The following is a 17,901-nucleotide window of genomic DNA, read 5'->3' as shown; positions in this document are numbered from 1 at the left end:
GGCCCGGTCCCCGTCACCGTCGACCGGTCCACCCCGCGAAGGAGCCCCGATGCCCCCGACCCCTCCCCGGATCGGCCTCGTCGGCGCCGGCGGCATCGCCCACGCGCACATGCCCGGCCTGCTCCGCCTCGGCCCGGTCGTCGTGTACGCGCAGGACGGTGCACCGGAGCTCGCGGCGGCGTTCGCCCCTGCTGCAGCCGCCGCGGGGTCGTCGATCACCGTCGTCGACTCGCTCGACGACCTGTTCGCGGCCGTCGACGTCGTGGACGTGGTGACGCCGACCTTCGCCCACGCCGAGGTCGTGCGGGCCGCACTCGCCGCCGGCAAGGACGTCGTGTCGGAGAAGCCGCTCGCCCGGACCGACGCCGACGCTGCCGACCTGGTGGCCCGTGCGCGGGACGCTGGCCGACAGCTCTTCCCGGCCCACGTGGTGCGCTTCTTCCCCGCGTACGTGCGCCTGCACGACGCCGTCACCACGGGCCTCCTGGGCGACCTGGCCGTCCTGCGGTTCGTGCGCTCCGGGGCCTTCCCGATCCGCACCGCGTGGTTCGCCGACCGGGCACTGTCCGGCGGCATCGTGATGGACCAGATGATCCACGACCTCGACATCGCGCGGTGGGTCGCCGGGCCGGTCAGCACGGTGTCGGCGGTCGGCGTCCGTGCCGGCACCGAGGCCGAGCCGGTGGAGGCAGCACACGTCCTGCTCACGCACGAGTCCGGGGCGATCAGCCACGTCGCCGGGATCTGGGGACCGCAGCACCTCGCGTTCTCGACCGAGTACTCGGTGACGGGCACGCGCGGCAGCCTGGCGCACCGGTCGCTCGACGAACAGGACTACGTCGCCGACCTCGCGGTGCCCGACGCCGCGGACGGCTTCCTGCCCGAGGTCGACCCCGCCGACGACCCGTACGGGCTCGAGCTGGCCGAGTTCCTCGGGGCGTTCGCCGGCGGTGCCGCTCCGCGGGTGACGGCGGCGGACGGGGCCGAGGCGGTCCGGATCGCGAACGCGGCACTCGAGTCGATGGACACCGGGCAGCCGGTGTCCCTGACGACGGGGGCTCGCGCGTGACCGCCCTGAAGATCGCCGTGATGTCGTTCGCCCACACCCACGCGATCGGCTACCTCACCGCCCTCACCGCGATGCCCGGGGTCGAGGTCCGCGGTGCCGATCCGGGCGGCGTCAGCACGGGCGAGACGGTCATCGAGCTCCGCGGCCGCGACCTGGCCGACGAGCTCGGGGTCGACTACGCGGACACCTACGACGAGCTGCTCGCCTGGGGCCCGGACGCCGTCGTCGTCACGAGCGAGAACGCCCGGCACCGCGAACTCGTCGAGGCCGCGGCCGCCGCCGGTGCGCACGTCCTGTGCGAGAAGCCGCTCGCGACCACGTGGGAGGACGGCCTCGCGATCCGCGACGCCGTCGAGGCGGCGGGCGTCATGCTCATGGTGGCGTTCCCGGTGCGGTTCACCTCGGCGTTCGACAAGCTCCGCGCGGCGCACGACTCCGGAGCACTCGGGCAGCTGTTCTCGGTCCGCGGCGCGAACAACGGCATGCTCCCCCTGACCCGGTCGTGGTTCACCGAGCCGGAGCTGTCCGGCGGCGGCGCGATCGTCGACCACGTCGTGCACATCGCGGACCTGCTCGAGGGCCTGATGGGGTCGGCACCCGTCACCGTGACCGCGGTGGCGAACCGCACGCTGCACGCGGCCCGGGCAAAGGCGGAGACCGCCGGACTCGTCACGATCACGTACGCGAACGGCGTCGTCGCCGCGATCGACTGCTCGTGGAGCAAGCCGGACACCTCGGCGGTGTGGGGTGGGCTGACGCTCGACGTCGCCGGGACGGGCGGCACGGTGTCGCTCGACTTCTTCGGGGCGGCTGCTCGCGGGATCGTCGCGGAGACCGGGCTGCCGATCGAGTCCCGCACCGGTGCCGACCCCGACGCCGTGATGCTCCGGACGTTCGTCGACGCCGTCCGGTCGGGCGTGCAGCCGCAGCCGGACGTGCACGTCGGGCTGCGGACACTGTCGATCGTGCTCGCCGCGCAGGAGTCGGTGGCGTCGGGCCGCACCGTGCCGGTACCCGCCGAGTAACGACACGACACGCGGGAATGGCCCGCGACCGGCACTGCTTGACGAACCCATGACCTCGTCAGCAGAGCGCCGCGGGTGGCTCGGTGTCACGTCCGTCGCACTCGGATCCTTCGTCCTCGTGCTCTCCGAGTTCCTGCCGATCGGACTCCTGCCCGCCATCGCCGCCGACCTCGACGTCGGGATCGGCACGGCCGGGCTCATGGTCGTCGCCACCGGGCTCGTCGGTGCCGTCGCGGCGCCGGTCGTCACGGTCCTGACCTCGCGCGTGGACCGCCGTGTCGTGCTCGCCTCGCTGACCGTGCTGCTCCTGGTGGCGGACGGGCTCGCGGCGATCGCGCCCTCGTTCGGTGTGCTGCTCGTGGCGCGCATGCTCCTGGGCGTCGGCATCGGCGGGTTCTGGGCGATCGGCGCCGGCATCGCCGGTCGACTGGTCCGGCCGGCCGCCACGATCCGGGCGACCTCGCTCATCACCGCCGGCGTCTCGGTCGCGACGGTCGTGAGCCTGCCGCTCGGCGCCCTCGTCTCGTCGCTCGCCACCTGGCGGCTCGCGTTCGTCATCGGCGGTGTGCTCGGTCTGGTCGCGCTCGTCCTGCAGCTCGCGATGCTGCCGCGCATCCCCGCGCAGCAGCAGGTCCGGTTCGCGACGCTCGGCTCGCTGCTCCGCGTCCCCCGTGCCCGTGTCGGTCTGATCGCCGCCGCGTTCCTGTTCGCCGCACAGTTCGCCGCGTACACGTACATCGCGCCGTACCTGCAGGACCTGGTCGGGGTCGGCCCGGACACCGTCACGCTCGCGCTGCTGGTGTTCGGCGTCGCGGGGATCGTCGGGAACTTCGCCGCCGGCTTCACCCTGGGACGGAGCGTGCTCGGGACGATCAGCGTGTCCAAGGTCGCCCTCGCGGTCGCCGTGGTCCTGCTCCCCCTGCTCGCGCACTCCGTCGTCGGGGTGTTCGTGCTGCTCGTGGTGTGGGGGCTGGTCTGGGGCGCGTTGCCGCTCGGTATGCAGACGTGGATGTCCACGGCCTCGCCCGCCGGGTCCGAGACCGGGCTCGCGCTGTTCGTCACGACCATCCAGCTCGCGATCGCCGCCGGGTCGGTGCTCGGCGGCGCAGCGGTGTCGTCGTTCGGCCTCGCCGCGGACTTCTGGTTGTCCGGAGGGGTCGCCGTCGTGGGCGCGATCGTGCTGGTCTCTCTCGGGCTGCGCCGCTCGAGCGCGGTGCCGGTCGCCGACGAGGCTCCGGCACCCGTGCCGGTGACGACCTCGACGGGTTCCGTCGCCGTCGCCTGCCCCTGACCGCCGCCCGCGCCGTCAGAGCGCGGGGAGGGTGACCACGGCGTCGGCTGCGGCGATCGCCACCGGATCGTGTGCGGCGTGCACGACCACCACGCCGTCGGCAGCCTCGGCGGCGAGCGCCGCCACCACGAGCGCCGCGGACGCCGCGTCGACGCCGGCCGTCGGTTCGTCGACAAGCAGCACCCGCGCCCGCTGCGCCAGCCCGAGTGCCACGAGCGTGCGCTGCCGCTGGCCGCCGGACAACGCGTCGATCGGGCGGTCGGCCAGGTCCGCGATCGCCATCCGCTCGAGCTGCGCGTCGACGACGACGCGGTCGTCGCGTCCGAGCGGTCGCCACCAGGCCCGGTGACGCCACCGCCCCATCGCGACGGTCGCGCGAACGGTGAGCGGGAGCGTGGTCGGCGGGACGGACTGGCTCACGTGGGCGACGCCGTCGGACGGGAGGCCCGTGATGCGCCCGGCGGTCGGCCGCAGCACGCCCGCCACCACGTCGAGCAGCGTCGACTTGCCGGATCCGTTGGGTCCGGTCAGCGCGGTGACCCGGCCGGCTGGGAAGGCCGCGTCGAGGCCGTCGAGGACGGTCCGCTCCCCGCGCAGGGCGGTCACCTGCTCGAGGCGGACGGCGGGCATCGGATCGGTCGCTGGCACCTGAACACGCTATCAGTATCGATAGTCGTTTTCATGTAGCGTCTCGGTTCGTGACCTGGCTGACCGACCCCTTCACCGTCGACTTCATGGTGCGTGCCCTGACCGGTGGCGCCCTGGCCGCGGTCCTGTGCGCCGTCGTCGGGACGTGGGTGCTCGTGCGCGGGATGGCGTTCCTGGGCGAGGCCCTGTCGCACGGCATGCTGCCCGGCGTCGCGATCGCAGCGCTCACCGGAGTCCCCGCGGTGCTCGGCGCCGCCGTGAGCGCCGGGGTGATGGTGTTCGGCGTCGGGGCGCTGCGACGGCGCGGTGGCCTGTCCTACGACACCTCGATCGGGCTGCTCTTCGTGGGCATGCTCGCGCTCGGGGTCATCATCGTGTCGGCATCGCGGTCCTTCGCCACCGACGTCACCGCGATCCTGTTCGGCGACGTGCTGGCCGTCACCCGCGCCGACCTCGGCGGCCTGGCGATCGCGGTCGCCGTCGCCCTGCTCGTCGCCGCCGTGTTCCACCGACCGTTCACGGCACTGGCCTTCGACGTCCGCAAGGCCGCGACGCTCGGCCTGCACCCCCGCCTCGCCGAGGTGGTCCTCATCGGACTGGTCACGCTCGCCGTCGTCGCCTCGTACCGTGCCGTCGGCACCCTGCTGGTCGTCGGGCTGCTGCTCGCGCCCGCCGCCGCGGCCCGCGCCTGGACGAAGCACGTCGCCTCGACGATGCTCCTCGGCGCGGTGCTCGGTGTCGTCGCCGTCCTGGTCGGCCTGCTCGTCTCGTGGCACGCCGGCACCGCCGCCGGCGCGAGCATCGCGGCCGTCGCCGTCGCCGGGGTCGCCCTGTCCCGAGGGCTGGCAGCCATCGCACGCAGCACCGCGCGCGCGACCACCAGGCCCGTCGGACACCCCGTCCGAGCACCAGCACGAGAGGCACCATGAACCACGACCCGACCACCGACCGCCCACGCACACGACTCCCGCGACTCCTGGGAGCCCTGGGCCTGACGACCGGCCTCGCGCTGACGGCCACTGCGTGCTCCACCGCGTCGACACCGCCGGTCGACGACGCCAGCGCGACCGCGGCCCCGCACGGCTGGGTGGCGGGCGCGACCGAGTCCCAGGAACCCCAGCTGGGCCTCCTGGCCGTCTCCGCGACCGGCCAGACAGCGTTGCACGACCTGCTCACCGGCGAGACGACCGAGCTGGACCGCGTCGGCGCAGCCGAGCACTCCGCGACCGACGGTCGGTTCCTGGTGACGAGCGACGGCGACCGCACCACGGTCGTCGACGGGGGCTCCTGGACCGTCGACCACGGCGACCACACGCACTACTACGCCGCCGAGCCGCGCGTCGTCGGGACGCTCGAGGGCGGCGGTCCGGTCCAGGTGCACTCGTCGGAGACGATGACCACGATCGCCTGGCCGGAGCGCGGCGAGGCGGTGGTGCTCGACCGCGCAGCACTCGGGCAGGGCGAGCTCGACGAGACCGCACGACTCGACGCGACCGTGCTGCTGCCGCTCGGCGAGCACCTGGTGGCCGCCGAGGGCGACACCGTCCGCGTCCTCGATGCCGACGGAGAGCAGACCGGGTCGACCGGGTCGACCAGCGCCGGACAGGCCTGCACCGACCCCGCTGGTGGGATCGTCACCCGCGCCGGCGCCGTGGTGGGCTGCGCCGACGGAGCGGTCGTCGTCGACGATGCCGGTGCGACCTCGTTCGTCGCGCTGCCGGACGACGCCGAGCGTCCGACCGCCTTCGCCGCACGGGCCGGCCGCCCCACGGTCGCCGGACTCGCGGGCGACACCGGCTTCTGGTTGCTCGACGTCCGACAGGGCTCCTGGCAGCACGTGCCGACCGAACGGCCGCTGCGTGCGGTGGTCGCCGTCGACGACCAGGACGAGCACGTGGTCGGGGTCGACGACGCCGGTCGGGTGGTCGTGGTGACCGCCTCGACCGGGAAGGTCGCGACGACCGACCCCTTGGTCGACAGCGACACCGACACCGACACCGCGCCGCTGCTGCAGCTCGACGCGCAGCGCGCCTACGTGGCCGACCCCACAGCCACCGTCGTGCACGAGGTCGACTTCGCGGACGGCGCCCGCGTGGCCCGGACCATCGAGCTGCCGTTCGCCCCCGTCGCGTTCGCCGAGGTGGGGCTGTGAGCGGAACCACGCCTGTGCGGCACACCGCGCGTGCAATGGCGGCGGCCCTCGTCGTCACAGCCGTCGCCGCCACGACAGCCGGCTGCACCACGACCGGGTCGGACCGCCCACTGGTCGCCGTGACGACGAACATCCTGGGCGACGTCGTGACCGAGGTCGTCGGCGACGACGTCGACGTCATGGTGCTCATGCCCCCTGGCGGCGACCCGCACTCGTTCGAGGTGTCGGCGCAGCAGGCGGCGCGACTCCGGAGCGCAGACCTGGTGGTCGAGAACGGCCTCGGGCTCGAGGAAGGGGTGGCCCACCACGTCCGCGCCGCGGCCGACGACGGCGTACCCGTCTTCACCGCCGGCGACGCGATCGACGCCCTGGAGTGGACCACCGACGACGACAGCGGCCCGGACCCGCACTTCTGGACGGACCCCGCGCGCATGGTCGACGTGGTCGAGGCCCTCGACGACGAGCTGGACGCCGTCGGCATCGACACTCCTGGCACCGAGGCCTACACCGACCGGCTCGATGCCCTCGACGTCGACATGACCGCCGCGTTCGACACCATCCCCGCCGATCGCAGGGCCCTGGTGACGAACCACCACGTGTTCGGCTACCTCGCCGACCGCTACGGGTTCCGGGTGGTGGGTGCCGTGATCCCGAGCGGCACGACCCTGGCGTCCCCGAGTGCCGCCGATCTGCGTGACCTGGCGGACGCGATCGAGCACGCGGGCGTCCCGACGATCTTCGCCGACGCCTCCCAACCCGCACGCCTGGCCGAGGTCCTGGCGGACGAGGTCGACGTGCAGGTGTCGATCCGCTCGCTGGCGACCGAGTCCCTGACCGAGGACGGCGCCGCGTCGACCTACCTCGGGATGATGCGCTCGAACACCGACTCGATCGTCGACGGCCTGACGCCTCCGATTTCTAGATGAGAATGAGAATCAGTACAGTGTTGTCCATGACCAGAACCAAGACCCTCCGCGCCGCAGCACTGCCGGCCGCGCTGCTCGGCACCGTTGCCCTGGCCCTGACCGGGTGCGCCACGAACGCCGCCGACGCCGAGAGCACCTCGGCCTCGAAGGCGGACAGCACCCGCATCACCCTGACCTACGACGGCGGCCTGCTCGTGCTCGACCAGGACCTGCAGGTCCTGGCCGACGACGCCGTCGACGGCTTCACCCGCGTGAACCCCGCCGGCGACGGCCGCCACGTGCTCGTCACGGTGCCCGAGGGCTTCCGGGTGCTCGACACCGCGGCGGACCCGGCCCTCACCGACGCGGTCTTCCCGGCCGACACCGGTGGGCACGCCGTCGTGCACGGCGACCGCACCGCCCTGTTCGCCGACGGCACCGGCGACGTGACGACCTTCGACAACACCGACCTCGACGGCGACGCCCTGCCCGACGCCCGGACCACCGAGTCCGAGGCAGCGCACCACGGCGTCGCGATCGAGCTCGAGGACGGCACGCTCCTGACCACCATCGGCACCGAGGAGAGCCGGAGTGGCGTCCGAGCCCTGGACGCCGACGGCAAGGAACTCACCCGCTCCGAATCGTGCCCGGACGTGCACGGCGAAGGTGCGGTCCAGGACGAGGTCGCGGTCTTCGGCTGCACCGACGGCGCCCTCGTATACGCCGACGGCGCGTTCGAGAAGCTCGACGCCCCGACCGAGTACGGCCGCACCGGCAACCTGTTCACCACGGACACGTCGTCGGTCGCGGTCGGTGACTACAACGACGACCCGGACAGCGAGGGCTACCTGCTCGACCAGATCGCGCTGATCGACGCGGCTTCGGGGAAGTACACCGTCGCGGACCTGCCCGACGGCGTCGGCTTCACGTTCCGCGACCTCGCACGCGGCCCCGGCGACGAAGCGGTGGTGCTCGGTGACGACGGCGCCCTGCACACCTTCGACGAGACCAGCGGGGAGCAGCTCGACTCGTTCCCCGTGATCGACGCGTGGGAGGGTCCGGCCGAGTGGCAGGACGCCCACCCCGCCGTGAAGGTCGCCGGCGACATCGCCTACGTCACCGACCCCGCCGAGCGGAAGGTCCACGCCGTCGACCTGACCACCGGCACGATCGTCGCCTCCAGCGACGCGCTGCCGGGCGTACCCAACGAGATCGCGGTCGCGTAGCGCTCTCCGACGGGACCGTATGACGGACGGGAGGCCCGTGGCGACACCGCACCGGGCCTCCCGTCCGTCCTGGGGTCGCGTCAGCCCTGCGGCGGCGCGTAGAACTGCAGGTCGTTGCCCTCGCTGTCCTTGAACGGGACGATCTTGCCCCACGGGTGCTCGCTGATCTCGCCCTGCCCGTCCGCACCGCGCTCGCGGATGCTGGCCAACTCGTCCTCGATCGACCCGTCCGGCTGGAACGTGATGACCGCTCCCCCGCCGCTCGACGGACTCGCCGACTCACGGCCGTTCAGCCCGATCATCAGACCGTTCGCGTCGATCTCGCTCCAGTCGTCGGACTCGTCCGTGACCGTCAGTCCGAGGGTGTCGCGGTAGAACGCGACCGCCCGCTGCATGTCGGTGACCGGGACCCATACCGCTGCGACTCCGCTTGCCATGGTGCTGCCTTCCGTCGGTGTTGCCGTACGGCGGAGCGTAGGCAGCACGCGATGCGCACCGACTCAGCGGTCCCTCGCGCGTTCGGAAATCGGATGGCACCTGCAATCCGACTGCGCATCGGCCTCGAATGCCCTGTGCGCGACATCCGTGGCGCGATCGACAAGAGAGGTCTCACCATGACCAGCAACGCAGCAACCGCTCGCAACCGCACCGGCTCGACGTGGACCCAGAAGGGTGCGCTCCTCTTCGGTGTCGTCTTCCTGATCGTCGGCATCGCCGGCTTCATCCCCGGACTCACGATGGACATGGGCTCGATGTCGATGGCCGGTCACGGCTCCATGGCCCTGCTCCTGGGCCTGTTCCAGGTGTCGGTCCTGCACAACATCGTGCACCTGCTCTTCGGCATCGTCGGACTCATCGCAGCCCGTTCGGCGTCGGGCGCGCGCCTCTACCTGGTCGTCGGCGGCATCGTCTATGCGGTCCTGTTCGTCTACGGTCTGTTCACGGCCGGCATGGCGGACCCCGCGAACTTCGTCCCGCTGAACAGCGCGGACAACGTCCTGCACGCGTTCCTGGCCGTCGCGATGATCGTCCTCGGCTTCGTACTGCCGCGCGTCGGCGCGCGCACGCGCTGATCGCTCCGGACGCGACCAGACGACCGACGGGAGGCCCGTGGCGACACCGCCACGGGCCTCCCGTCCGTCTCCGCGTTGCGTCCCGTGACCGCCCCCGGAACCGAGCGGCGTACTGTCCGCAACATGCCTGCTCTCACCGACACGTTCACCCTGTCCAACGGCCTGCACATCCCGAAGATCGGCTTCGGCACCTGGCAGATCCCGTCCGGCGACGACGCCTACGACGCCACGAAGACCGCGCTGGACGCCGGCTACCGCCACATCGACACCGCCCTGGCCTACGGCAACGAGGCCAGCGTCGGCCAGGCCATCCGTGACAGCGCCGTCCCCCGCGACGAGGTCTTCGTCACGACGAAGCTGCCCGCCGAGATCAAGACCGCCGACGGCGCCCGCGAGGCCTTCGAGACCTCGAGCCGCAACCTCGACGTCGGCGTCATCGACCTGTACCTCGTGCACGCACCGTGGCCCTGGGACGCCATCGGCTCCGACCACCGCGACGGCAACGTCGAGGTGTGGAAGGTGCTGGAAGAGGTCTACGACGCCGGCCGGACCCGCTCGATCGGTGTCTCGAACTTCGCCGTCGCCGACCTCGAGGACCTGCTCGGCCGCACCGACGTCGTCCCGCACGCCAACCAGATCCGCTGGTTCATCGGCAACACCCAGGACGAGACCACCGCGTTCGACCGCGAGCACGACATCCTCACCGAGGGCTACTCGCCGCTCGCCACCGGTGGCCTGCTCGAGAACACGCAGATCGCCGAGATCGCGGCGAAGTACGACAAGTCCGTCGCCCAGGTCGCGATCCGCTACCTGCTCGAGAAGGACGTCCTGCCGCTCCCGAAGTCCACCACCCCGTCGCGCATCGCCGCGAACGCCGACGTCGACTTCGTGCTGTCAGCCGACGACGTGGCCGCGCTCGACGCGCTCGAGGACACCACGAACTGACGCGATCCGACATCCGGCGACACGGGAACACCGCAGCCCCGTTGCCGGTTGCACCACACGGTGCCGCAGCCAGCGGCACGACGACCTCAGGAGGCCACCATGACCACCACCGAAACCGCCATCCTCGCCGGCGGCTGCTTCTGGGGAGCGCAGCAGCTCCTCCGCCGCCGTCCCGGCATCATCAGCACCCGCGTCGGCTACTCGGGCGGCGACACCCCGAACGCGACGTACCGCAACCACGGTGACCACGCCGAGGCGGTCGAGATCGTCTTCGACCCGTCGGAGATCTCGTACCGCGACCTGCTCGAGTTCTTCTTCCAGATCCACGACCCGTCGACGAAGGACCGCCAGGGCAACGACGTCGGCCGTGCCTACCGTTCGGCGATCTTCTTCGCCTCGCCGGAGCAGGAGCAGGTCGCGCGCGACACCATCGCCGACGTCGACGCCTCGGGCATCTGGCCCGGCAAGGTCGTCACCGAGGTCGAGCCCGCTGGTGACTTCTGGCAGGCCGAAGAGGAGCACCAGGACTACCTCGAGAAGTACCCCGCCGGGTACACGTGCCACTTCGTGCGTCCGGGTTGGAAGCTCCCGCACCGCGACGAGGCGACCGCGGCGGTCTAGGGGCAACCCACCAAGCGACGGGAGGTGGGCCCCACCCGCCGGTACCGGCGCACCGCGCCAGCGGGGCGACGGCCGTGACGGGAGGGACGGTGCCAGCTGGCACCGCGCCTCCCGTCTGCTCTTGGGTCACGCCCACTGCATCCGGCGCACGTCAGCCGCGTGGCACCAGTGCGTCGATCGCCGCGAGCTCCTCGTCGGTGAGCGGGGTACCCGCGAGCGAGTCGAGCGTGCCGTCCAGCTGACGGACGCTCGATGCCCCGACCAGCGCCGACGTGACGGCCGGCTGCCGGAGCACCCACGTGATCGCGAGCTGCGCGAGCGTCTGCCCGCGGGCCGCAGCGATGTCGTTGAGCGCTCGCGCCGTGGTCAGGTACTCGTCGTCGATGCGGTCCGCACCGAACCAGCGGCCCTCGGCTGCACGTGACCCCACCGGAACCGATCCGTCCAGGTACCGGTCCGTCAGCAGCCCACCGGCCAGCGGCGAGAACACGATCGCACCGGTGCCGAGTCGCGTGAGCTCGTCGAAGAGCCCGTCCTCGGGGACTCGGTCGAACATGTTGTAGCGCGGCTGGTGGATGAGCAGGTGCATGTTCTCGGCGGCGAGCGCCTCGGCTGCCGCGGCGGTCTGCTCCGGGTCGTAGTTCGAGATGCCCGCGTAGAGCGCCTTGCCCGAACGGACCGCGGTCACGAGCGCGCTGACCGTCTCCTCGATCGGGGTCTCGGGGTCGGGACGGTGCGAGTAGAACACGTCGACGTAGTCCAGCCCGAGGCGCCCGAGCGACTGGTCGAGCGACGCGAGCATGTACTTGCGGGAGCCCCGGTCACCGTACGGGCCCGGCCACATGTCGTAGCCGGCCTTCGTCGACACCACGATCTCGTCACGGTACGGACGCAGGTCAGACTCGAGGATGCGGCCGAACTGCTCCTCGGCCGACCCGGGAGGCGGACCGTAGTTGTTCGCCAGGTCGAAGTGGGTGATCCCGCGGTCGAAGGCGTGCAGCACGATGTCGCGCTGCGTGGCGAGCGCCCGGTCGGCGCCGAAGTTGTTCCACAGGCCGAGGGAGATGCGCGGCAGCATGAGGCCACTCCTTCCCACGCGCTGGTACGGGAGCTGCTCGTAGCGGTCGGCGGCAGGCAGGTGGACGTCAGGCATCGTTGCTCGATCCGGGGTCGGGGACAGGCCATCGAGAACGCTACCGCTTCGGGTCACGCAGCCGCTTGGTCACCTGAGGGACACGTCCGGTTGGGCAGTTGTCGGGTCACACAGGACAGGATGGGACCAGCCGACCGATCGGCGGGCAGAGGAGACACCGTGGACACAGCGCCGTACTCGCAACCACTCCGGGAGTACATCGAGCAGCTCCGGACCGAGGGCTACAGCGTCGCCGACGGGCACACCGCCGACCCGGACCTCATCGACCCGCACGGCAACCCCGTCCTGACGTGGCGCGACGACTACCCGTACGACGAGCGGCTGCCGCGCGAGGAGTACGAGTACGCGAAGTACCAGCTGCAGATCGAGCTCCTGAAGTGCCAGTACTGGCTCGAGGACACCGGCCAGAAGGTCGTCGTGCTGTTCGAGGGGCGTGACGCCGCGGGGAAGGGCGGCACCATCAAGCGGTTCACGGAGCACCTGAACCCCCGCACCTCGCGCGTGGTGGCGCTCAGCAAGCCGAGCGAACGGGAACGCGGTGAGTGGTACTTCCAGCGCTACGTGCAGCACCTGCCGTCGGCCGGCGAGATGGTCCTGTTCGACCGCTCCTGGTACAACCGCGCCGGCGTCGAGCGGGTCATGGGGTTCTGCGACGACGCCGAGTACGAGTCCTTCATGACCCAGGTGCCGCAGTTCGAGCGGATGCTCGTCGACTCCGGCATCCACCTGACGAAGTTCTGGTTCTCGGTCACCCGCCGCGAGCAGCGCACCCGCTTCGCGATGCGCCAGCTCGACCCCGTGCGCCGGTGGAAGCTGTCCGACATCGACCTGCTGTCCCTCGACCGCTGGGAGGACTACACCGAGGCGAAGATGGCGATGTTCACGCGCACCGACAAGCGGTACGCGCCGTGGACCATCGTGCGGTCGAACGACAAGAAGCGCGCCCGACTCAACGCGATGCGGTACTTCCTGACGCAGTTCGACTACCCGGACAAGGCGGTCGACGTGATCGGCAAGCCGGACCCGCTCATCGTGCGGCGCGGCAAGCGGGACGTCGACATCGAGTGAGTGGACCGTCAGGAGTCGGCCCTCGGGCGTAGGGGTTCCGTCAGGGCACCTTCCCCCTGGCCCGTCCTCGCGGGAACGTGTCCGGTGTGACACTGACAGCGATCATGCCGACGCTCCGCGCGTCCCTGCCGGATCCCATGGACCCGGTCCTGTGGCCGGTCCACACCGTGGCGACCACCGACGACCTGGTGGTCGCCGCGATCTCGATGGTCCGGCTCGCCGACCTGACCGGCACCCCGAGCGTCCACACCGCGGAGCAGTCGCCGCCGCGCTACCGCCCCCGCGGCTGGACCCCTCGTGACGTGAGCGTCGCGGTCGCGTCGGTCACCCGTGTCCGACGGCCGCGCACCGGGGTGGTGCTCCTGGAACTGGACGCGGTCCTGCCGACCTGCGCCGTGCTCGACCAGGTGCGTCTGATCGGACGCCGGAGCACCGCTCCCCTCGCCACGATGTACGTCGTGTCCCGATGTGACGGTCAGGCCGACGGCCCGTTCCACCGCCTCCCGGCTCCGCTGCCGGCCGACGTCCGCGATGGCGACCTGGTCTGCTTCCCCTGCCTGACGACCGTCCGGCACCGCGACGTCGTCCCCGTCCGCGCCGAGCTCCTGCCGGTGGAGCGGTGACCACGGCGACGGCCGTCCGCGACCGCCTGGTCGACGGGCCGCACCTGTGGGGCCGGTACACGATCCGGCCGGTGGGGCGCACGTTGTGGGCCTCGCGGACGCTCGTCGTGTTCCCGCCCGGGACCAGCAGGAGTGAACGCCTGCTGCTCCGGGCGTGGCACGTCTGGCCCGCCGTCGGGGCGTTCACCGCGCTCGTGGTCGTGGTCCTGGCGGTCTCGGTGCCGGCGGCGGGCATGCCCGTCGGACTCGCGCTGTACGCCGCGGGGTTCGTCGTCCTCGGCCGGGCCACTCGGCGGCTCCGTCCGCGGGTGCGATCGGTCACCGTGACCACGTTCCTGGGCAACGGTCGGCCGGAGGTGCACGGCGACGAGCGGCTCCTCGCCGGGTCGCTCGACGCGCTCTCGATCCTGGAGCGGGCGGTGCGGGCGCACCGGCTCGCGCCCGTCGAGTTCGAGCTCATCTGGGCGGATGTGTGGGCCGCACTGCCGGAGCAACCACCGCGGGCAGGGTGACCCATTGCGAGCACGGTGCCCCGCTGGCTCGGACCCGCAGGCTCAGCGCCGCCACGCCGCCCACTCGGGGTCGTGCCCGGGCCAGACCTCGACGCCGGACTCGGCGGCCAGGTCCGCCAGCCGGTCGATCGAACGCTGCGCCTCGAGCTCGTCCCCGGCCCTCCCCACCCACCCACACGGAGTCCGCTCGGTGAGGTTCCGCTCGAGGTCGGCGGCGTCGCACGCGAGCACCACGGTCCGATCCGGCAGGTCGACGCGGAACGACTGGTGCCCCGGCGTGTGACCGCGGGTGTCGAGGGCGGTCAGGCCGGGTGCCAGTTCCGTGTCCCCGTCGAGCAGGAACACCCGGACGTCGGCGTCGAGCACGTCGTCGACGACGACCGTCTCCCGCCGGCCGATGCCGCTCCGCAACCAGTCCCACTCCCGTCGCTGCAGCGCGACCGGGGTGCCCGGTGGGACGAGCCGCAGGCCGCCCGTGTGGTCGAGGTGCACGTGCGAGATCGCGCAGAGCGCCAGGTCGTCCCACGCCAGTCCCGCAGCCGCGACCCCCTCGGCGAGCGCGTCGCCCGGCGGCACGACCGCCGTGTAGCTCTCGTACTCGTAGTGCGCGGCGCGCGCCTCGGGGTCTCGCACGCGGTCGACGTTGAACCCGCCGTCGAGGAGCACCCAGCCGTGGTCGAAGACGACGGCCGCGGCGGTGACGGGTTCGAGGAGGAATCGTGCGGGATCGCCGCCCCGCAGGGAGATCGACTCGGGGATCGGTTCCCACCCGAGCACGAGCCGGACGAGCCCACGCGGACGACCGCCGAGCGCAGCTCCGGTCCGCACCGCTCCGTCGAACGTCTTCGCCATGCCCTTGCACCTCCGGCTTGATTGGATACAATTTGTGTCAATCCGAATCCATTGTGCCGGAGTTCCGGGAGGAAGCCATGACCGACGCGATCGACATCAACATCCCCATCTCCCCCGAGATGCTGCACTGGGGCCGGCGCCCCACTTTCGAGATGGTCGAGGAGATCGCGAACGGGTACCCGTCGGACGTCTCCCGCTGGCTGATCGGTGCGCACACGGGCACGCACGTCGACGCCCCGTCGCACTTCGTGCCCGGTGCGACGACCGTCGACGAGATCGCGCTCGAGAGCGTGGTCGGCCCGGTCCGAGTCCTCGACCTGCGACACGTCGTCGAGGAGATCACCGCCGACGACCTCGAGGAGGCGGGTGCGGCCGGCGCCGAACGCGTGCTGTTCCGCACGCGCAACTCGACCGACGCGCTGACCCGGAACGAGCGGTCGGAGACGTGGGTCGGGCTCGGGCCGAGCGGCGCGCAGTGGCTCGTCGACCGCGGGGTGCGCTTCGCCGGCATCGACTACATGACGATGGAGGCCCCGGCGCACACCGAGTCGTGGCCGACACACGTCGCCCTGTGCGGCGCCGGCGTCGTGATCCTCGAGAACGCGGACCTGTCCGAGGTCGAGCCCGGCGACTACCTGATGGTCTGCCAGCCGGTGCCGTTCGCGGGGCGCGAGGCCGCTCCCGCTCCGACCGTCCTGCTCCCCCTCGCCGTGGCGACCCACGCATGAGCGTCCACGTGGTCCTGGTCCACGGTGCCGGCGGTTCGCCGTCCACCTGGTCGTCCGTCGCCCCGCTCCTGCGCGACCGCCGCATCCCGTACTCGCTCGCCGACAACGCGATGACCTCGCTCCGCGACGACGAGGCCTCGGTCCGCGCCCTGGTCGACGGCATCGACGGCCCGGTCCTGCTCGTCGGCCACTCCTACGGCGGCGCCGTCATCACGAACGCGGGCACGCACGACCGCGTCGTCGGACTGGTCTACGTCGCGGCCTTCGCTCCGGACGCGGGCGAGTCGGTCTCCGGGATCGTCGAGACCCGGGAACCCGCTCTCGTCTCGCAGTACATGCACCGCGGCCCGGCCGGCGAGTGGATCGCACAGGACGACGAGGAGTCGCGGCTGGCGCTCGCCTGGGACGTCCCGGAGGACGTGCTGCTCGCCGCACGTGCCGAGGGGCGGGTCACCGCCGACGCCGCCTTCCAGCAGCCCACGGCAGAGCCCGCCTGGCGGACCCGCCCGAGCTGGTACCTGGTCGCCACGAGCGACCGGCACCTGCTGCCCGCGATCCAGCGCGACTTCGTCGCCCGGATGGGTGCAGTGGTCGACGAGGTCGACACGAGTCACGCCGTCGCGCACGCCGCTCCGGACCGGGTCGTCGCCGTCATCGAGCGCGCGGTGGCCGCGCTGCGCTGACCACCGCCGGCTGCGCGGGTGGCGCCACGGTCAGGAGGCCGTGGTCACCAGTCCGTCCAGGTCCTTGACCACACGACCCGCCTGCAGGACCGCGCGCACGCTGGCAGCGTCGGCCAGCGCGCCGACGTCGGCGAGCGGGTCGACGCCCGAGACGACCAGGTCACCGGCCTTGCCGGGCTCGACGGAGCCGAGCCGGGCCTCCAGACCGAGCAGCCGGGCACCCTGCAGCGTGCCGGCCGTGATCGCGTCGAGCGGCGAGAGCCCGACCTGCACGAGGCGGGCGAGTTCGGCGAGGTTCCGACCGTGCGGGTGCACACCCGCGTCGGTGCCGAGCGCGACGGGCACGCCGGCGGCGACGGCACGTCGCACGCTGTCGAGGCCGCGAGCGTGCAGTGCCGCGCGCTGTGCGAGGCGTTCCGCAGAGGCGGTGGACGGGTCGAGTTCGCGCAGGAGCGTGCTGAGGGTGGGGACGAGCACCGTGCCGCGTTCGACCATGAGCGCGATGGTCTCGTCGTGCAGGTCGTAGCCGTGTTCGATGCTGGCGGCTCCGCCGAGCACGGCGGCACGGACCGCGGCGTCGGTGAGCGCGTGGGCGGTGACCGGGCGGCCGCCGCGTTCGCCGACCAGGTGGACGACGAGCCGTACCTGGTCCTCGGTGATGCCGACGTCGTCCGGGTCGTCGGTCGGCGAACCGACCCCTCCGGACGTGGAGACCTTGATCGCGTCGGCGCCGGTGCGGAGCAGCGAGCGGACCGTCCGGACGACGTCCTCGTCGGTGTCGACGACGCCCGGCGCAGGCATTCCCGGCCGGACGGCCCAGGCCGGCAGCGACCCGTTCGGTCGGACCGGGTCGGCGTGGCCACCGGTCGGCGAGAGCATGGCGATCGCGAGGTGCAGGCGCGGACCGACGACCGTGCCCCGGGCGACGGCGTCGCGGTAGCCGGGGGTCAGCCCGTCCAGGTCCCGCGCGGTCGTGACGCCGGCGTGCAGGGTGCTCCGGAGCACCTCGGCGACCTCGAGCACGTGCTCCTCCGGGAACCGTGCCCGCTGCTCCTCGGGCGTCGTCGGCACCATGCTGAGGTGCACGTGCGCGTCGACGAACCCGGGCAGCAGCCACCGGCCGGACAGGTCGACCGTCGGCACGTCCGCAGCCGGGGCGCGCCGTGGACCGACGTAGGTGACGTCGCCGTCACGCAGCTCGACCTCGGCGTCGGCGCGCGGCGGAGCACCCGTGCCGTCCACCAGGGTCGCGCCGACCAGTCGGAGCACGCCGTCGGCGTGCGGGGTCGTCGGGAGTCGTGCCGCCACTGCGGGCCTTCCTGGGTCG

Annotated in this window: 20 protein-coding genes; 15 read left to right on the top strand and 5 right to left on the bottom strand. The window is 72.3% G+C overall.

Features of this window, described 5'->3' with window-relative positions:
• Window positions 1–49: 49 nt before the first annotated feature.
• From EDF48_RS15240 to EDF48_RS15230, 3 genes are read left to right on the top strand one after another with little or no spacing between them, the layout of a single operon-like run.
• The gene (locus tag EDF48_RS15240; protein WP_131881008.1) at window positions 50–1,069 is read left to right on the top strand and encodes a Gfo/Idh/MocA family oxidoreductase; all 1,020 of its coding nucleotides are present in this window, start codon (window positions 50–52) and stop codon (window positions 1,067–1,069) included.
• Window positions 1,066–2,094: a Gfo/Idh/MocA family oxidoreductase gene (locus tag EDF48_RS15235; RefSeq protein WP_243698121.1), complete on the top strand. Its 1,029-nt coding sequence runs from the start codon at window positions 1,066–1,068 to the stop codon at window positions 2,092–2,094. Before EDF48_RS15240 ends, EDF48_RS15235 begins: the two co-directional genes overlap by 4 nt.
• 49 nt (window positions 2,095–2,143) lie before the next feature.
• Window positions 2,144–3,385 carry an MFS transporter gene (locus EDF48_RS15230; RefSeq protein WP_131881006.1) on the top strand — a complete coding sequence of 414 codons (1,242 nt, stop codon included), beginning with the start codon at window positions 2,144–2,146 and terminating at the stop codon, window positions 3,383–3,385.
• 15 nt (window positions 3,386–3,400) lie between these two features.
• Here the strand turns inward: EDF48_RS15230 and aztA are convergent, their stop codons facing one another.
• Window positions 3,401–4,033: a zinc ABC transporter ATP-binding protein AztA gene (gene aztA / locus EDF48_RS15225; RefSeq protein WP_243698120.1), complete on the bottom strand. Its 633-nt coding sequence runs from the start codon at window positions 4,031–4,033 to the stop codon at window positions 3,401–3,403.
• Window positions 4,034–4,083: 50 nt separating this feature from the next.
• On the opposite strand from aztA, the gene aztB reads away from it, so the two are divergent.
• The 4 genes from aztB to EDF48_RS15205 are packed head-to-tail and all read left to right on the top strand — an operon-like array spanning window position 4,084 to window position 8,316.
• Complete coding sequence (gene aztB / locus EDF48_RS15220) at window positions 4,084–4,962, top strand: zinc ABC transporter permease AztB (protein ID WP_131881004.1); 879 nt, start codon at window positions 4,084–4,086, stop codon at window positions 4,960–4,962.
• Window positions 4,959–6,185 (top strand): ABC transporter, encoded by a 1,227-nt coding sequence (locus EDF48_RS15215; protein WP_131881002.1) that lies wholly within the window; start codon window positions 4,959–4,961, stop codon window positions 6,183–6,185. The genes aztB and EDF48_RS15215 overlap by 4 nt, the downstream gene beginning before the upstream one ends.
• A 35-nt stretch (window positions 6,186–6,220) precedes the next feature.
• On the top strand, window positions 6,221–7,111 hold the full coding sequence (locus EDF48_RS15210; protein ID WP_131881117.1) for a metal ABC transporter substrate-binding protein: 891 nt from the start codon (window positions 6,221–6,223) through the stop codon (window positions 7,109–7,111).
• 26 nt (window positions 7,112–7,137) lie between these two features.
• Window positions 7,138–8,316, top strand: a complete 1,179-nt coding sequence (locus tag EDF48_RS15205; protein ID WP_131881000.1) for a hypothetical protein — start codon at window positions 7,138–7,140, stop codon at window positions 8,314–8,316.
• An 80-nt stretch (window positions 8,317–8,396) separates the two neighbouring features.
• Here the strand turns inward: EDF48_RS15205 and EDF48_RS15200 are convergent, their stop codons facing one another.
• A complete protein-coding gene (locus tag EDF48_RS15200) occupies window positions 8,397–8,753 on the bottom strand; it encodes a VOC family protein (RefSeq protein ID WP_131880997.1) in 357 nt (118 codons plus the stop codon).
• Window positions 8,754–8,930: 177 nt separating this feature from the next.
• Between EDF48_RS15200 and EDF48_RS15195 the strand changes: the two genes are divergently transcribed.
• The 3 genes from EDF48_RS15195 (at window position 8,931) to msrA (ending at window position 10,955) form a co-directional block, all read left to right on the top strand.
• Entirely contained in the window at window positions 8,931–9,389 is a 459-nt protein-coding gene (locus EDF48_RS15195) for a DUF4383 domain-containing protein (protein ID WP_131880995.1), read from the top strand.
• Between the two features lie 123 nt (window positions 9,390–9,512).
• Complete coding sequence (locus EDF48_RS15190) at window positions 9,513–10,334, top strand: aldo/keto reductase (protein ID WP_123294565.1); 822 nt, start codon at window positions 9,513–9,515, stop codon at window positions 10,332–10,334.
• Between the two features lie 99 nt (window positions 10,335–10,433).
• Window positions 10,434–10,955, top strand: coding sequence for a peptide-methionine (S)-S-oxide reductase MsrA (gene msrA, locus EDF48_RS15185; protein ID WP_131880993.1), 522 nt, complete (start codon window positions 10,434–10,436; stop codon window positions 10,953–10,955).
• 151 nt (window positions 10,956–11,106) lie between these two features.
• Here the strand turns inward: msrA and EDF48_RS15180 are convergent, their stop codons facing one another.
• Window positions 11,107–12,108: an aldo/keto reductase gene (locus EDF48_RS15180; RefSeq protein ID WP_131880991.1), complete on the bottom strand. Its 1,002-nt coding sequence runs from the start codon at window positions 12,106–12,108 to the stop codon at window positions 11,107–11,109.
• 159 nt (window positions 12,109–12,267) lie between these two features.
• Here EDF48_RS15180 and ppk2 point away from each other — a divergent pair, with 159 nt between their 5' ends.
• The 3 genes from ppk2 (at window position 12,268) to EDF48_RS15165 (ending at window position 14,311) form a co-directional block, all read left to right on the top strand.
• Window positions 12,268–13,176 (top strand): polyphosphate kinase 2, encoded by a 909-nt coding sequence (gene ppk2 / locus EDF48_RS15175; RefSeq protein WP_123339522.1) that lies wholly within the window; start codon window positions 12,268–12,270, stop codon window positions 13,174–13,176.
• An 86-nt stretch (window positions 13,177–13,262) separates the two neighbouring features.
• Window positions 13,263–13,799, top strand: coding sequence for a hypothetical protein (locus EDF48_RS15170; protein WP_131880986.1), 537 nt, complete (start codon window positions 13,263–13,265; stop codon window positions 13,797–13,799).
• A complete protein-coding gene (locus tag EDF48_RS15165; protein ID WP_131880984.1) occupies window positions 13,796–14,311 on the top strand; it encodes a DUF6611 family protein in 516 nt (171 codons plus the stop codon). Before EDF48_RS15170 ends, EDF48_RS15165 begins: the two co-directional genes overlap by 4 nt.
• Before the next feature lie 42 nt (window positions 14,312–14,353).
• Here the strand turns inward: EDF48_RS15165 and EDF48_RS15160 are convergent, their stop codons facing one another.
• Window positions 14,354–15,163: an N-acyl homoserine lactonase family protein gene (locus EDF48_RS15160; protein WP_131880982.1), complete on the bottom strand. Its 810-nt coding sequence runs from the start codon at window positions 15,161–15,163 to the stop codon at window positions 14,354–14,356.
• 77 nt (window positions 15,164–15,240) lie between these two features.
• Between EDF48_RS15160 and EDF48_RS15155 the strand changes: the two genes are divergently transcribed.
• Entirely contained in the window at window positions 15,241–15,891 is a 651-nt protein-coding gene (locus tag EDF48_RS15155; RefSeq protein ID WP_131880980.1) for a cyclase family protein, read from the top strand.
• Window positions 15,888–16,574: an alpha/beta hydrolase gene (locus tag EDF48_RS15150; protein ID WP_131880978.1), complete on the top strand. Its 687-nt coding sequence runs from the start codon at window positions 15,888–15,890 to the stop codon at window positions 16,572–16,574. The genes EDF48_RS15155 and EDF48_RS15150 overlap by 4 nt, the downstream gene beginning before the upstream one ends.
• Before the next feature lie 30 nt (window positions 16,575–16,604).
• On the opposite strand, the gene EDF48_RS15145 is transcribed toward EDF48_RS15150, so the two are convergent.
• Entirely contained in the window at window positions 16,605–17,882 is a 1,278-nt protein-coding gene (locus EDF48_RS15145) for an amidohydrolase family protein (RefSeq protein ID WP_131880976.1), read from the bottom strand.
• Window positions 17,883–17,901 lie beyond the last annotated feature (19 nt).

The organism is Curtobacterium sp. PhB191 (genome assembly GCF_004346515.1).
Taxonomy (GTDB): Bacteria; Actinomycetota; Actinomycetes; order Actinomycetales; family Microbacteriaceae; genus Curtobacterium.
This window is presented reverse-complemented; position numbering and strand designations above follow the sequence as displayed.

Excerpts from the sequence above, each read along its gene's own strand:
- EDF48_RS15240 (WP_131881008.1), top strand. The coding sequence starts at position 50 with ATGCCCCCGACCCCTCCCCGGATCGGCCTCGTCGGCGCCGGCGGCATC.
- EDF48_RS15230 (WP_131881006.1), top strand. The coding sequence starts at position 2,144 with ATGACCTCGTCAGCAGAGCGCCGCGGGTGGCTCGGTGTCACGTCCGTC.
- EDF48_RS15215 (WP_131881002.1), top strand. The coding sequence starts at position 4,959 with ATGAACCACGACCCGACCACCGACCGCCCACGCACACGACTCCCGCGA.
- EDF48_RS15210 (WP_131881117.1), top strand. The coding sequence starts at position 6,221 with ATGGCGGCGGCCCTCGTCGTCACAGCCGTCGCCGCCACGACAGCCGGC.
- EDF48_RS15205 (WP_131881000.1), top strand. The coding sequence starts at position 7,138 with ATGACCAGAACCAAGACCCTCCGCGCCGCAGCACTGCCGGCCGCGCTG.
- EDF48_RS15200 (WP_131880997.1), bottom strand. The coding sequence starts at position 8,753 with ATGGCAAGCGGAGTCGCAGCGGTATGGGTCCCGGTCACCGACATGCAG.
- EDF48_RS15195 (WP_131880995.1), top strand. The coding sequence starts at position 8,931 with ATGACCAGCAACGCAGCAACCGCTCGCAACCGCACCGGCTCGACGTGG.
- EDF48_RS15190 (WP_123294565.1), top strand. The coding sequence starts at position 9,513 with ATGCCTGCTCTCACCGACACGTTCACCCTGTCCAACGGCCTGCACATC.
- msrA (WP_131880993.1), top strand. The coding sequence starts at position 10,434 with ATGACCACCACCGAAACCGCCATCCTCGCCGGCGGCTGCTTCTGGGGA.
- EDF48_RS15180 (WP_131880991.1), bottom strand. The coding sequence starts at position 12,108 with ATGCCTGACGTCCACCTGCCTGCCGCCGACCGCTACGAGCAGCTCCCG.
- EDF48_RS15160 (WP_131880982.1), bottom strand. The coding sequence starts at position 15,163 with ATGGCGAAGACGTTCGACGGAGCGGTGCGGACCGGAGCTGCGCTCGGC.
- EDF48_RS15155 (WP_131880980.1), top strand. The coding sequence starts at position 15,241 with ATGACCGACGCGATCGACATCAACATCCCCATCTCCCCCGAGATGCTG.
- EDF48_RS15150 (WP_131880978.1), top strand. The coding sequence starts at position 15,888 with ATGAGCGTCCACGTGGTCCTGGTCCACGGTGCCGGCGGTTCGCCGTCC.